The organism is Micromonospora sp. CNZ296, assembly GCF_007827635.1.
Genome location: NZ_VISW01000002.1, coordinates 105080 through 121110 on the forward strand (window position 1 = coordinate 105080; position 16031 = coordinate 121110).

Here is a 16031-nt window from a genome sequence, read left to right on the forward strand (position 1 = left end):
GTGATCGCTGCTGCGACGACGGGTCAACACAAGGAGTGCGCGGTCCATGGCTGACGAGGCGAAGCTTCTCGACTACCTCAAGCGGGTCACCGCTGACCTGCACCAGGTGCGCCAGCGCCTGCGCGAGGTGGAAGCCGGTGAACAGGAACCGGTCGCCATCGTCTCCATGAGCTGCCGCTTCCCGGGCGGGGTGCGCTCGCCCGAGGACCTGTGGGAGGTGGTCGCGTCCGGCCGGGACGTGGTCTCCGACTTCCCGACCGACCGCGGCTGGGACCTCGGGTCGCTCTACGACAGCGACCCCGAGCAGGCCGGTACGTCGTACACGCGGCAGGGCGGCTTCGTCCACGACCTGGCCGACTTCGACCCGGGCTTCTTCGCGATCTCCCCCCGGGAGGCGCTGGCGATGGACCCGCAGCAGCGCTGGCTGCTGGAGACCTCGTGGGAGGCCCTGGAGCGGGCCGGCATCGACCCGCACTCGCTGCGCGGCAGCCGCACCGGCGTCTTCGCCGGCAGCACCGGCCAGGACTACGGCACCGTGCTGATGGGTGCCGCGCAGGGCCTGGAGGGGCACCTGATGACCGGCAACGCCGGCAGCGTGGTCTCCGGCCGGATCGCGTACACCTTCGGGCTGGAGGGGCCGGCCGTCACCATCGACACCGCCTGCTCGTCCTCCCTGGTCGCCCTGCACCTCGCGGGCCAGGCGCTGCGGCAGCAGGAGTGCACCCTGGCCATCGTCGCCGGCGTCACCGCCATGTGCACCCCGGCCGCCTTCGTCGAGTTCTCCCGGCAGCGCGGCCTCGCCGCCGACGGCCGGTGCAAGGCGTTCGCCGCCGCCGCCGACGGGACCGGCTGGTCCGAGGGCGTCGGCGTCCTGGTGCTGGAACGGCTCGCGGACGCGCAGCGCAACGGCCACCCCATCCTCGCCGTGGTACGGGGCAGCGCGGTGAACCAGGACGGCGCCTCCAACGGGCTGAGCGCCCCGAACGGGCCGTCGCAGCAGCGGGTGATCCAGCAGGCCCTGGCCAACGCCGGCCTCGCCGCCGGCGGCGTGGACGTGGTCGAGGCGCACGGCACCGGCACCCGCCTCGGCGACCCGATCGAGGCGCAGGCGCTGCTGGCCACGTACGGACAGGAGCGGGGGGACTCCGCGCCGCTGCTGCTCGGCTCGGTCAAGTCGAACATCGGCCATGCGCAGGCGGCCGCCGGGGTGGCCGGCGTCATCAAGATGGTCATGGCGATGCGGCACGGCGTCGTACCGCCCACCCTGCACGTCGACGAGCCGACGCCCGAGGTCGACTGGTCGGCCGGCGACGTCTCGCTGGTGACCGAGGCGACGCCGTGGCCGGCGGTGGACCGGCCGCGCCGCTCGGCGGTCTCCTCGTTCGGGGTGTCCGGCACCAACGCGCACACCATCCTGGAGCAGGCCCCGGCACCGCAGCCGGCCCCGTCGGCCGCCGCGCCGGTGGTCGAGCGGCCGGTCGTACCGGTGCCGGTGTCGGCCCGGGACGCTGCCGGCCTCGCCGCGCAGGCGGCCCGCTGGGCGGCCCGGATCGCCGCCGACGAGACCCTGCGGCCCCTCGATCTGGGTTTCTCGTCGGTGACGTCCCGGTCCAGCCTGGACCACCGCGCCGTGGTCCACGCGACCGGCCGCGAGGACCTGCTGGCCGGGCTGCGCGCCCTCGCCGCCGGTCAGCCGTCCGGCGCGGTCGTCGCCGGGCAGGCCGGCGGCCGGGGCTCGCTCGCGGTGCTCTTCTCCGGCCAGGGCGCGCAGCGCGCCGGCATGGGCCGGGAGTTGTACGCGGGCTTCCCGGTGTTCGCCGCCACGCTGGACGAGGTGTGCGTGTACCTGGACGCGCTGCTGCCGCGTCCGCTGCGGGAGGTGCTGTTCGCGCTGGAGGGTTCCGCCGAGGCGGCCCTGCTGGACCAGACGGTGTTCACGCAGGCGGGCCTGTTCGCCGTCGAGGTGGCGCTGTTCCGCCTCGTCGAGTCGTTCGGCATCGCGCCGGAGTTCGTGGGCGGTCACTCGATCGGTGAGGTGACGGCCGCGTACGTGGCGGGGGTGCTGTCGCTGGCCGACGCGTGTGCGCTGGTGGCGGCGCGGGGCCGGCTGATGCAGGCCCTGCCGGCCGGTGGCGGCATGCTCGCGGTGGCCGCCGACGAGGTGGCGGTGGTCGAGTCGATCGCCGGCTCGACCGACCGGGTCGGGATCGCGGCCGTCAACGGGCCGACCTCGGTCGTGGTCTCCGGTGCCGTCGACGCCCTCGACGAGGTGGAGCGGGTCTGGCGGGACCGGGGCGTGCGTACGCGCCGGCTGACCGTCAGCCACGCGTTCCACAGTCCGCTGATGGAGCCGATGCTCGCCGAGTTCCGCGCCGTCCTAGACGGGTTGACGTTCTCCGCGCCGTCGCTGCCGGTGGTGTCGAACGTGACCGGTGCGCTGGCTGACGCCGACGAGATCCGTACGGCCGACTACTGGGTGCGCCACGTCCGCGAGGCCGTCCGCTTCGCCGACGGAATCACCGCCCTGCGCGAGGCGGGGGTGGACACGTTCCTGGAGGTCGGCCCGCGCAGCGTCCTGACCGCGATGGTCGGCGAGATCCTGCCCGCCGACGACGCCGTGCTGGCCGTCGCCGCGCAGCGCAAGGACCGGTCCGGGGCGCACGGGCTGCTGGCCGGGTTGGCCGAGCTGCACGTGCACGGGGTCGCAGTCGACTGGCGGCAGTGGTTCGCCGACACCGGCGCCCGGCGGGTGGACCTGCCCACGTACGCCTTCCAGCACCAGCGCTACTGGCCCGAGGCGGGCGCCGGGTGGACCGGCGACGTCACCGCGGTCGGCCTGCGCCCCGCGCAACACCCCCTGCTCGGAGCCGCCGTCGGCGTCGCGCACGCCGAGGGCTTCCTCTTCACCGGCCGGCTGGCCCGGCGTACCCACCCGTGGATCTGCGACCACGTCGTGTTCGACACCGTGCTGCTGCCCGGCACGGGTTTCGTCGAACTCGCCCTCCAGGCGGGCGCGCACGTCGGCGCGGACCACGTCCGCGAACTGACCCTGGAGTCGCCGCTGATCCTGCCGGAGACCGGGGGCGTGGACATCCAGCTCTGGATCGGCCCGGCGGACGAGACCGGGTGCCGTTCCGTGTCGCTGCACTCCGCGCAGGACGGCGAGCCGGCCGAGGGCACGGGTGAGCGGGCCTGGACCCGCAACGCCAGCGGCGTGCTGGCCAGCGGCCCGGCCGTGCCGAGCGGTCCCGCCGGCTGGTCCGACCTGACCACCTGGCCGCCGCCGGGCGCGACCGAGGTCGGCACCGACGACCTCTACCTGAACCTCGCCGCCCAGGGCTACGACTACGGCCCGTCGTTCATCGCCCTGCGCTCCGCCTGGCGGCGCGGCGACGACCTCTTCGCCGAGCTGGCGCTGCCCGAGGCCCCCGCCGCCGAGGCCGCCGGGTACGGCCTGCACCCGGCCCTGCTCGACGCGGCGCTGCACACCCTCGGCCTGACCACGCCGGCCGGGGAGCCCTCCGGGGCGGGCATGCCCCCCGGATTCGGCCGCCTGCCGTTCTCCTGGAACGACGTCGCCCTGCACGGTGCCGGGGCCGCGGCGGCCCGCGTCCGGGTCTCGCACACCGGCCCCGACAGCATCTCGCTGCTGCTCACCGACGTCACCGGCGCGCCGGTCATCTCCGTCGGCTCCCTCGTCCTGCGGCCGGTCTCCGCCGACCAACTCCGCACCGCCTCCGGCGGCGGCACCGAGTCGCTGTTCCGGGTCGAGTGGGCCCCGCTCGCGCTTCCCGCCGGCCCGGCCCCGGTCGACTGGGCGGTGCTCGGCGACGCCGCGGCGCTCACCGACGCGGTCGCCGCCACCGGCACGGCCGTGGCGGCGTACCCCGACCTGGCGGCCCTGGCCACGGCGATGGACGGCGGGACGGACGCGCCCGGCGTGCTGGTCCTGCCGTTGCTCGACCCGCCCGCGTCGGCGGACGTGCCGCGCGCCGTCGCCGAGGCGACCCACCGGGTGCTCGCCGTGCTCCAGCAGTTCCTCGCCGAGGAGCGCTACGCGGTGTCCCGACTGGTGGTGCTGACCTCGGGCGCGGTCGCCACCGACCGGGACACCGACCTGACGGACCTGGCCGGCGCCGCCGTGATCGGCCTGCTGCGCTCCGCCCAGTCGGAGAACCCCGACCGGTTCGTGCTGGTGGACGTCGACGACGTGGCCGGCTGCGCCGCCGCGCTCGTCCCGGCCGTCGCGACCGACGAGCCGCAGGTCGTGATCCGCGCGGGCGTCGCCGCCGGCGCCCGGCTCACCCGGGTCCCCGCCCCGACCGAGCCGCCGGCAGCCCCGTTCGACTCCGACGGCACCGTCCTGATCACCGGCGCCACCGGCACCCTCGGCCGGCTGATGAGCCGGCACCTGGTCAGCACGTACGGCGTCCGGCACCTGATCCTCACCAGCCGGCGCGGTCGCGCCGCCGGGGGCGTCGCGGAGCTCTGCGCCGAGTTGGAGGCGCTCGGCGTGAGCGTCACCGTCGCCGCCTGCGACGTCGCCGACCGTGGCGCCGTGGCCGAGCTGCTGGCCGGCATCCCGGCGGAGCACCCGCTGACCGCCGTCATCCACGCCGCCGGCGTCCGCGACGACGGCGTCATCTCCTCGCTCACCCCCGAGCGGATGGACGGCGTGCTGCGGCCCAAGGTCGACGCCGCCTGGCACCTGCACGAGCTGACCGCCGACCTCGACCTGAAGGCGTTCGTCTCGTACTCCTCGCTGGCCGCCACCGCCGGCGGCCCGGGCCAGGGCAACTACGCCGCCGCCAACGCGTTCCTCGACGGGCTGGCCCAGCACCGCAAGGCGCGCGGCCTCGCCGCCCTCACCCTCGCCTGGGGCCTCTGGGCCGACCGCAGCGGCATGACCACCGAGCTGGACGACGTCCACCTCAACCGGATCTCCCGCTCCGGCGTCGCCGCCATGGAGGCCGAGGAGGGGCTCGCCCTCTTCGACGCGGCCTGCCGCACCACCGACGCCGCGCTCGTCCCGGCCCGGCTGGACCTCGCCGCGATGAAGGTGCAGTTCGCCGGCGGAAGCATCCCGCCGCTGTACCGGGCGCTGATCCGCACGCCCGCCCGCGCCGCCGCGGCCAGCACCGGCGCGTCGCTGGTGCAGCAGCTCGCCGGGCTCGGCGACGCCGAGCGGGCCGCCGCGCTGGTCGAGATCGTCCGGGGCCAGGCCGCCGCCGTGCTCGGCTACCCCGACCCGGCGGCCATCGAGCCGCGCCGGGCGTTCAGCGAGTTCGGCTTCGACTCGCTCACCGCCGTCGAGATGCGCAACCGGCTCAACAACGCGTTCGGGATGCGGCTGCCGGCCACCCTCGTCTTCGACTACCCGACCCCGCACGACCTGGCGGCCTTCCTGGGTACGGAGATCGCCGGCACCCCGGTTCCCATGCGACCCACGACGACCGCCGTGTCGGTCGGCGACGACGAGCCCCTCGCGATCATCGGCATGGCCTGCCGGCTGCCCGGCGGCGTGTGGTCGCCCGACGACCTGTGGCGGCTGGTGGTCGACGGCGTGGACGCGATCAGCGACCTGCCCACCGACCGTGGCTGGGACCTCGACAGCCTCTACAGCCCCGACCCCGACGCCCCCGGCACCTTCTACGCCCGCGGCGGCGGCTTCCTCAGCGGCGTCGACAGGTTCGACCCCAACTTCTTCGGCATCTCGCCCCGCGAGGCCCTGGCCATGGACCCGCAGCAGCGACTGCTGCTGGAGACCACCTGGGAGTCCTTCGAGTCCGCCGGCATCGACCCCACCGACGTACGGGGCAGCAGCACCGGCGTCTTCGTCGGCACCAGCGGCCAGGACTACGGCTCGCTGCTCGCGTACTCGCCGGAGGCCGCCGAGGGCTACATGCTGACCGGGATGACCAGCAGCGTCATCTCCGGCCGGGTGGCGTACACGTTCGGGCTGGAGGGGCCGGCGGTGTCGCTGGACACGGCCTGCTCGTCGTCGCTGGTCGCGCTGCACTGGGCCGGCCAGGCGCTGCGGCGCGGCGAGTGCGACATGGCCCTCGCCGGTGGCGTCATGGTGATGGCCACCCCGACCGCGTTCGTCGAGTTCTCCCGGCAGCGCGGCCTGGCCGCCGACGGCCGGTGCAAGTCGTTCGCCGCGTCCGCCGACGGCACCGGCTGGTCCGAGGGCGTCGGCATGCTGCTCGTGCAGCGGCTCTCCGACGCCCGCCGGCAGGGCCGCACCGTCTACGCGGTGGTGCGCGGCTCGGCGATCAACTCCGACGGCGCCTCCAACGGGCTGACCGCCCCGAACGGCCCCTCGCAGCAGAGGGTGATCCGGCAGGCGCTGGCGTCGGCCCGCCTCACCACGGCCGACGTGGACGTGGTCGAGGCGCACGGCACGGGCACCACCCTCGGCGACCCGATCGAGGCGCAGGCCCTGCTCGCCACGTACGGGCGGGAGCGGCCCGCCGACCGGCCCCTGCTGCTCGGCTCGATCAAGTCGAACATCGGCCACGCCCAGGCCGCAGCCGGTGTGGCCGGCGTGATCAAGATGGTGCAGGCCATCCGGCACGGCCTCGTCCCGGCGACGCTGCACGTGGACGAGCCGTCGCCGCACATCGACTGGACCTCCGGCGCGGTGGAGCTGGCGACGCAGTCGCGGCCCTGGCCGGCGGTGGACCGGCCGCGCCGGGCGGCGGTGTCCTCGTTCGGCATCTCCGGCACCAACGCCCACGTCATCATCGAGCAGGCCGACGAACTGTCCGTGGCACCGGCCGAGCCCAGCCCCGGGCTCGTGGCCTCCGACGCGGTGCTGTGGCCGCTGTCGGGACGGTCGAAGGGCGCCCTGGCCGGCCAGGCGGCCCGTCTCGCGGAGTACGTGCGTGAGCGCGGCGACATCGACGCGGCGGCGGTGGGCTGGTCCCTGGCTACGACCCGGTCGGCGTTCGGTCACCGTGCCGCTGTCGTCGGGTCGGGCACGGAGGAGTTGCTGGCGGGGCTGGACGCGGTGGTGTCCGGGACGCCGGCCGGCAACGTCGTCGCCGACACCACCACGTCCCACGGCGCGGGCCCGGTGTTCGTGTTCCCGGGCCAGGGTGCGCAGTCGGCACGAATGGCCGCCGGTCTCGTCGGTCGTGCGCCCGTGTTCGACGCGCGGCTGGCGGAGTGCCAGCGGGCTCTCGCCCCGTACCTCGATGTCGATCTCGTGTCGGTGTTGACCGGCGAGGACGAGTCGTGGTTGGAGCGGGTCGAGGTGGTGCAGCCGGTGCTGTGGGCCGTCGGTGTGGCTCTGGCGGCGGTGTGGCGGCATGCGGGTGTGGTGCCGGCGGCGGTGATCGGGCATTCGCAGGGTGAGATCGGCGCGGCGTGTGTGGCGGGGATCCTGTCCCTGGAGGACGCGGCGAAGGCGGTCGCGTTGCGGTCGCGTGCGCTGACGGTGCTGCGGGGTACCGGCACGATGGCGTCGGTCGACCTGTCGGCGGAGTCGGTGGCCGAGCGGCTCGGGGAGTTCCCCGGGGTGGGCGTCGCGGCGGTGAACGGTCCGTCCACGGTCGTGGTGTCGGGTCCGCCGCGGCCGGTTGCCGATCTGGTGGAGGCGTGTCAGGCCGACGGGGTGCGGGCGCGGTTGATTCCGGTGGATTATGCGTCGCATTCGGCGGCGGTGCAGGACGTCGCGGAGCAGTTGCGCGCCGACCTGGCCGACGTGACGCCGCGACAGGGCCACACCCGCCTCGTGTCGACGCTCACCGGGGACTGGGTGGACCCGGCGTCGATGACGGCGGACTACTGGTACGACAATCTGCGGCAGACCGTCCAGTTCGAGGCCGCCGTCCGGGTGGCCGTCGAGGCGGGTCACACCACGTTCGTGGAGATCTCTCCGCATCCGGTGTTGGCGATGCCGGTCACGGCGATCCTGGACGACGCCGGCGTGAGCGGGCACACGCTGGGCAGTCTGCGCCGCGGTGACGACGACGCGACGCGGCTGCTGACGAACCTGGCCACCGCGCACACGATCGGTCTGCCCGTCGACCTGACGGCCGTACTCGCCGAGACCGACACCGTCGCACTGCCCACGTACGCCTTCGACCACCAGCGGTACTGGGTCGAGCCGCCGGTGCACCGGGCGCAGGACGTCGCCTCCGCCGGCCTCCAGGACGCCGGGCACCCGCTGCTCAGCGCCGCGCTGACCTTCCCCGACAGCGAGCGGATGGTCTTCACCGGGCGGCTGTCGGTGCGTACCCACCCGTGGCTCGGCGAGCACCGGGTGATGGACAACATCCTGCTGCCCGGCACCGCCTTCGTCGAACTGGCCACGTACGCCGGTGAGCAGGCCGGCTGCCCGACGGTGGAGGAGCTGACCCTGCTCGCCCCGCTCGTCCTGCCCGAACTCGGCGCGCTCCAGGTGCAGCTGACGGTCGGCGACCGGGACGACGACGGGCGGCGTACCGTCCAGCTCTACTCCCGGCCCTACCGGGACGGCTCGGACGAGATCCTCGCCGACGTCGCCTGGACCTGCCACGCCACCGGTCTGCTCGGCCCGCAGCCGGCCGACGCCGCGCCCGCCTTCGACCTAGGGGTCTGGCCGCCGCCCGGCGCGACACGCGTCGAGTCCGACGACTTCTACTCCGGTATCGAGGCGACCGTCTTCGGCTACGGACCGGCGTTCCGTGGCCTGCGCGCCGCGTGGACCCGCGACGACGAGGTCTTCGCCGAGGTCGAGCTGCCCGCCGACCACCACGCCACGGCCGGCCGCTTCGGCGTGCACCCGGCACTGCTGGACGGCGCGCTGCAGGCCATGTCGATCGGCGGCTTCCTCGGCCGGATGGGCGACGGCGCCGACGCCAGCGTGCCCCGTCTGCCGTTCGCCTGGACCGGGGTCTCCCTGCTCGCCGCCGGGGCCACCGCCCTGCGCGTACGCGTCGCCGCGGCCGGCGAGGTCGGCGTCTCCTTCCAGGTGGCCGACGCCACCGGCGCCCCGGTGCTGCACGTCGACTCGCTGATCATGCGCCGCGTCTCCGGGGACTCCCTCGGCGCGGCCCGCTCCGGCCGGCACGAGTCGCTGTTCCAGGTGGACTGGCCGGTGCTGCCGGTGCCAACCGGCCCCGTGCCGGCGGCCACCCGCTGGGTGGCGCTCGGCGACGACCTGGCGCTCAGCGCCGCCTGCGAGGCGGCCGGTGCCCGGGTGCGTACCGACGTCGGGCTCGACTCGCTGGGCGACCTGCTCGCCGGGGGTGAGCCGACGCCCGAGGCGGTGATCGTCCCGGTCGGCGACGCCGGGGACCCGACGGACCCGGAGCTCGCCGCACAGGCGCGGGCCACCACGCACCGTACGCTCGCCGCGTTGCGGACCTGGCTCGCCGACGACCGGTTCGCCGACTCGCGGCTGGTGCTCGTCACCCGGAACGCGGTCGCGGCAGGGGAGCAGGAGCCGGTGAACCTGCGCCAGGCCCCCGTCTGGGGCCTGCTGCGCACCGCCCAGCTCGAACACCCGGGCCGGTGCCAGCTCGTCGACCTCGACGACGCCCCGGACAGCGCCGCCGCGGTGGCCGCCGCCATCGCCTCCGGCGAGCCGCAGCTCGCCGTGCGCGACGGGCAGGTCCGCACGCCACGGCTCGGCCGGGTTCCGGCCGCCGTCGAACCGCTGCCCGGCGGGATCGACCCGGCCGGCACCGTGCTGATCACCGGCGGCACCGGCGTGCTGGGCCGCATCCTGGCCCGCCACCTCGCCACCAGCCACGGCGTACGGCACCTGCTGCTGGCCGGGCGGCGCGGCGCGGCGGCCGAGGGGATCGGCGACCTGGTCACCGAACTCGCCGGCACCGGTACGGAGGTGGCCGTCGTGGCCTGCGACGCCGCCGACCCCGAGGCCCTGTCGGCGCTGCTGGCCGGGGTGCCTGCGGCGCACCCGCTCACCGCCGTGGTGCACGCCGCCGGCGTCCTCGACGACGGCGTGCTGGAGTCGATGACCCCCGACCGGGTGGACGCGGTCGCCGTGCCGAAGATCGACGCCGCCTGGCACCTGCACCGCCTCACGGCCGACGCGAACCTCGCGGCCTTCGTCCTGTTCTCCTCGGCGGCGGCCACGCTGGGCAGCGCCGGCCAGTCCAACTACGCGGCGTCGAACGCCTTCCTCGACGCCCTCGCGGCGCACCGCCGGGCACGTGGGCTCGCCGGCAACTCGCTCGCCTGGGGCCTGTGGGAGCAGGCCAGCGGCATGACGGGTCACCTCGGCGACGACGACGTGCGACGGATGGCCGAGCAGGGCGCCACCGGCCTGGCCACCGAGCAGGCGCTGAATCTCTTCGACGCCGCGTGGCGGCTCGACGCGGCGGCCGTCCTGCCGATGCGCCTGGACGTCGGGACGCTGCGCGGGCAGGCGGAGGGCGGCACCCTCGCGCCCATCCTCCGGGCCCTGGTCCGGGTGCCGCTGCGGCGCTCCGTGGACGCCACCGGTGCCCGCTCCGGCGGGGTCCAACTCGGCCAGCGGCTCGCCGGACTGGCCGCCCCGGAGCGGCTCAAGGTGGTGCTCGACGTGGTACGGGCGAACATCGCCGCCGTCCTCGGCCACGCCGGCCCTGACGCAGTCGACCCGAACCGGCTCTTCACCGACCTGGGCTTTGACTCACTCACCGCCGTCGACCTGCGCAACCGGCTCAACAACCTGTCCGGCCTGCGGCTGCCGGCGACGCTCGTCTTCGACTACCCGACGCCGACGGCGCTCGCCGAGAAGCTGACAAGCGAGATCGCCGCCGACGCGGCGCCCTCCACCCAACCGCTCTTCCAGGGCATCGACACGGTGGAGAGCCTGCTCACCGCCATCCCGCTCGACCCGGCGGCCCGCGCCCGGTTCACCGCCCGGATGCAGGACCTGCTCGCCAAGGCGTCCGACCTTGCGGCCGGGCCCTCCGTCGAACCGGACCGGCCAGACCTCGACTCGGCCAGCGACGACGAGATCTTCGACTTCATCAGCAAAGAGTTTGGAATCTCCTGAGATGACCAACCTTCGGATCGAGGCAGGGGCCACCCGATGAGCGACGACAAGCTGCGGTACTTCCTCAAGCGGGTGACCGCAGACCTGCACGACACCAAGCGCAAGCTGCAGACCGTCGAGGCCCGGGATCAGGAGCCGCTGGCCATCGTCTCCATGAGCTGCCGCTTCCCCGGTGGCGTCCGGTCGCCGGAGGACCTGTGGGAGCTCGTCGCCGACGGCCGGGACGCGCTCACCGAGTTCCCCGACGACCGGGGGTGGGACCTGGAGGCGCTCTACGACCCCGATCCCAACAAGCCGGGTAAGAGCTACACCCGCATCGGTGGGTTCCTCGACGGTGCCGGCGACTTCGACCCGTCCCTCTTCGGCATCTCGCCGCGTGAGGCCCTCGCCATGGACCCGCAGCAGCGGTTGTTGCTGGAGACGTCCTGGGAGGCCGTCGAGCGGGCCGGCATCGACCCGCTGTCGCTGCGCGGCAGCTCCACCGGTGTCTTCGTCGGGCTGAGCACCTCGAACTACGGCATGGGTCTGCCGCACGTGCCCGAGGGCGTCGACATGTACATCGGCACCGGCAACACCACAAGCGTCGCGTCCGGCCGGATCTCGTTCACCCTCGGCCTCAACGGCCCGGCCGTCACCGTGGACACCGCCTGCTCCTCCTCGCTGGTGGCCCTGCACCTCGCCGTGAACGCGCTGCGCCGCGGCGAGTGCGACCTGGCCATCGCCGGTGGCGTCACCGTCATGGTCACCCCCGGTGTGTTCGTCGTCTTCTCCCGGCAGCGCGGCATGTCCGTCGACGGCCGGTGCAGGGCCTTCGCGGCCGGCGCGGACGGCACCGGCTGGGGCGAGGGCGGCGGCGTGCTCGTCGTGGAGCGGCTGGCCGACGCCGAACGCAACGGCCACCCGGTCCTCGCCGTGATCCGGGGCAGCGCCCTCAACCAGGACGGCGCCTCCAACGGGCTCACCGCCCCCAACGGCCCCTCCCAGCAGCGGGTCATCCGCCAGGCCCTCGCCAACGCCCGGCTCTCCACCGCCGACGTCGACATGGTCGAGGCGCACGGCACCGGCACCACCCTCGGCGACCCGATCGAGGCGCAGGCGCTCATCGCCACGTACGGGCAGGACCGCCCGGCGGACCGGCCGCTGTGGCTGGGCTCGGTGAAGTCGAACATCGGCCATACCCAGAGCGCCGCCGGCGTCGCAGGTCTGGTCAAGATGGTGATGGCGCTGCGCAACGGCGTCATGCCGGAGACCCTGCACATCGACGAGCCGTCCCCGCACGTGGACTGGACGGCCGGGGCGGTCTCCCTGCTCACCGAGTCCAAGCCGTGGCCGGAGCTGGACCGCCCCCGCCGCGGCGGCGTCTCCTCCTTCGGGGTCAGCGGCACCAACGCCCACGTCATCCTCGAGGAGTACCGCCCGCGCGTCGCCGAGGCGGCGACCGTCGACGGCGAGCAGGCGGACGGGACCGGCGCCGTCGAGCCCGCGCGCCGGCCGGACCTGGTCGCCTCGGACGTGACCCTCTGGCCGGTTTCGGCCCGGTCGAGGACCGCCCTGGGCGGGCAGGCGGCCCGGCTCGCGGACTTCCTGCGCAGGCGCGGCGAGATCGATCCGGCGGCGGTCGGCTGGTCGCTGGCCACCACCCGCTCGACGTTCGACCACCGTGCCGCCGTCGTCGGGTCGACCGCCGACGAGCTGCTGGCCGGGCTGGACGCCCTCGCCGCCGGCCAGCCGGCAGGGAACCTCGTCAGCGGTACGGTCACCAGCGCCGGCGCAGGTCCCGTCTTCGTGTTCCCGGGTCAGGGGGCGCAGTCGGCGCGGATGGCGGCCGGGCTCGTCGGTCGTACGCCGGTGTTCGACGCGAAGCTGGCCGAGTGCCAGCGGGCCCTGGCGCCGTACCTCGACGTGGACCTCGTCGGGGTGTTGACCGGTGACGACGAGTCGTGGCTGGAGCGGGTCGAGGTCGTGCAGCCCGTGCTGTGGGCCGTCGGCATCGCCCTGGCGGCCGTGTGGCGCGCGGCGGGCGTCGTCCCGGACGCGGTGATCGGTCACTCGCAGGGCGAGATCGGCGCGGCCTGTGTCGCCGGGATCCTGAGCCTGGAGGACGCTGCGAGGGCAGTGGCGTTGCGGTCGCGGGCGCTGACGGTGCTGCGGGGGACCGGGACGATGGCGTCGATCGACCTGTCGGCCGACGCGGTTGCCGAGCGCCTGGGGGAGTTCCCGGGTGTCGGTGTCGCGGCCGTCAACGGGCCGTCCACCGTCGTGGTGTCCGGCCCGCCGCAGCCCGTGGCCGACCTCGTGCAGGCGTGCCAGGCGCAGGGCGTCCGCGCCCGGCTGATCCCCGTGGACTACGCGTCGCACTCCGAGGCCGTGCAGCAGGTGGCCGAGCAGCTTCGCGCGGACCTGGCCGGCGTCACCCCGCGGGCCGGCCACACCCGGCTGGTCTCCACCCTCACGGGCGAGTGGGCTGACCCGCTCACCATGACCGCTGACTACTGGTACGACAATCTGCGGCAGACTGTGCTCTTCGACGCGGCCGTGCGGACGGCTGTGGCTGCCGGGTACACCACGTTCGTCGAGATCAGTCCGCATCCGGTGCTGGCGATGCCGGTGACCGCGATTCTTGACGACGCCGGTGTGAGTGGGCACACCATCGGTAGTCTGCGTCGTGGTGACGACGACGTGACCCGGTTGCTGACCAACCTGGCCACCGCGTACACCGTCGGCCTGCCCGTCGACCTGACGAAGGTGCTCCCGGCCGCGGCCACCGTCGACCTGCCCACCTACGCCTTCGACCACCACCGGTACTGGCTCGACGGCAGCGGCGGGCCCGACCTGGAGAGCCTGCTGTCGGGCATGAGCGGCGACCCGGGCGACGCGGGCTTCTGGGCCGCCGTCGAGAGCGGGGACGTCACGGCCCTCGCCGAGACCATCGCCACCGAGGAGACCCCGGCACACGAGGTCCTCGACGCGCTGCTGCCGGCCCTGCCGATGCTCGCCTCCTGGCGCCGGCAGCGGCGCCGGCAGGCCGACATCGACAGCTGGCGCTACCAGGACACCTGGAAGCCGCTGACCGGCGTCGCCAACCGCGGCATGGACGGCACCTGGGTCGTGGTCCTGCCGACCGGCGACATCATCGAGCCATGGCAGGACGCCTGCGTCGAGGCGTTCGCGGCGGCCGGCGCGACCCTCGTCCCGGTGGCCGTCTCCACGCCCGACGTCGACCGCGACCAGTTCGGCAAGCTGCTGCGGGAGGCGCTGGCCGCCGCACCGGGCGGCGACGCCACCGCCGAGGTCGCCGGCGTGGTCTCGCTGCTCGCCTTCGACGAACTGGCCCACCCGCTGCACCCCTCCGTGCCCGGCGGCTTCGCCGCCACCGTCGCGCTCTTCCAGGCCCTCGGCGACATCGGCCTGCGCGCGCCGATGTGGAGCGTCACCTCCGGCGCCGCGTCCGTCGGTATGGCCGACCTGCTGCGCTCCCCGGTGCAGTCGCTGGTCTGGGGCTTCGGCCGGGTCGCCGCGCTGGAGCACCCGCAGCGCTGGGGCGGGCTCGTGGACCTGCCCGAGGCCGTCGAGGACCGCTGCGCCGACCTGCTCGTCGCGGCCCTCACCACCGCCGGGGACGAGGACCAGATCGCGGTACGGCCGACTGGCCTGCTCGCCCGCCGGCTCACCCGCGTCCCGCTCGGCGACAGCCAGCCCGCCAACCCGTGGCAGCCGTACGGCACGGCGCTCGTCACCGGCGGCACCGGCGCGCTCGGTGGGCACGCCGCCCGCTGGCTGGCCCGCAGCGGTGTGGAGAACATCGTCGTCGTCAGCCGCCGGGGCATGGCCGCACCCGGTGCGCAGCAGCTCGTCGACGACCTCACCGCGCTGGGCGCCCAGGCCGTCGTGGCCGAGTGCGACGCCTCCGACCGCGAAGCCCTGGCCGAGCTGATCGACCAGATCCCCGCCGAGTACCCGCTCACCGTGGTCGTGCACGCCTCCGCCGTCCTCGACGACGCCATGATCAACGACATCCGGCCCGAGCAGATCGAACGGGTGCTGCAGGCCAAGGTCGACGTCGCGTACAACCTGCACGAGCTGACCCTCGACCACGAGCTGTCCGCGTTCGTCATGTTCTCGTCCTTCGCCGGCAGCGTGGCCAGCTCCGGCGTCGGCAACTACGCCCCGAGCAACGCGTTCCTCGACGCGCTCGCCCAGCACCGTCGCGGCCTCGGCCTCACCGCCACCTCCATCGCCTGGGGGGCGTGGGCCGGCGGCGGTATGGCCGACGGGCCGCTCGGCGATCTGCTGCACCGCCACGGTGTACCCGAGATGACCCCGGAGGCGGCGATCACCGCGCTGCACCAGGCCGTGGACCACGGCGAGGCGTTCCTCACCATCGCCGACATCGCCTGGGAACGGTTCTCCGTCGCGTTCACCGCCACCCGGCCCGGTCCGCTGATCAGCGACCTGCCGGACGTCCGGCGGCTCGCCGCCGCCGAGGCGGTGGCCAGTGTGGAGGTCGGCGACGGCCCGGAGTCGTTGCGGGACCGGCTCGCCGGGCTGCCCGCCACCGAGCGGTTCGCCGTGCTGCTCGGCCTGGTCCGTAGCCAGGTCGCCGCCGTGCTCAACTACCCGTCCGCCGAGTCGGTGGACGAGCATCGGGCGTTCCGGGAGCTGGGCTTCGACTCCGTCACCGCCGTCGAGCTGCGTAACCGGCTCGGCTCGGCCACCGCCGTGGCCCTCCCGGTCACCCTGGTCTTCGACTACCCGACCCCGACGACCCTGGCGGAGTACCTCTACGCCGAGGTCGCCCATGACGACGTGGTCACCCCGAACGCGCTCCTCGACGATCTGGACCGGATCGCCGAGGGCCTCGACGTGGTCGCGCGGGACGAGGCGGCCCGGGTGCGGGCCACCGTACGCCTGCAGGCGATGCTCTCCCGGCTCGGCCAGGACAGCGGCGGCGCCGACATCGGCCGGCATCTCGACGACGCCACCGACGACGAACTGTTCGCGATGGTGGACAAGGACCTCGGCATCTCCTGACCCC

At 74.6% G+C, this 16031-nt stretch carries 2 protein-coding genes; both read left to right on the forward strand.

From position 1 onward, the window contains the following. Positions 1–10: 10 nt before the first annotated feature. Positions 11–10996, forward strand: coding sequence for a type I polyketide synthase (locus FB455_RS03545; protein WP_486481502.1), 10986 nt, complete (start codon positions 11–13; stop codon positions 10994–10996). Positions 10997–11032: 36 nt separating this feature from the next. Further along, positions 11033–16027 carry a type I polyketide synthase gene (locus FB455_RS03550; RefSeq protein WP_145752188.1) on the forward strand — a complete coding sequence of 1665 codons (4995 nt, stop codon included), beginning with the start codon at positions 11033–11035 and terminating at the stop codon, positions 16025–16027. The last annotated feature ends 4 nt before the right edge of the window (positions 16028–16031 follow it).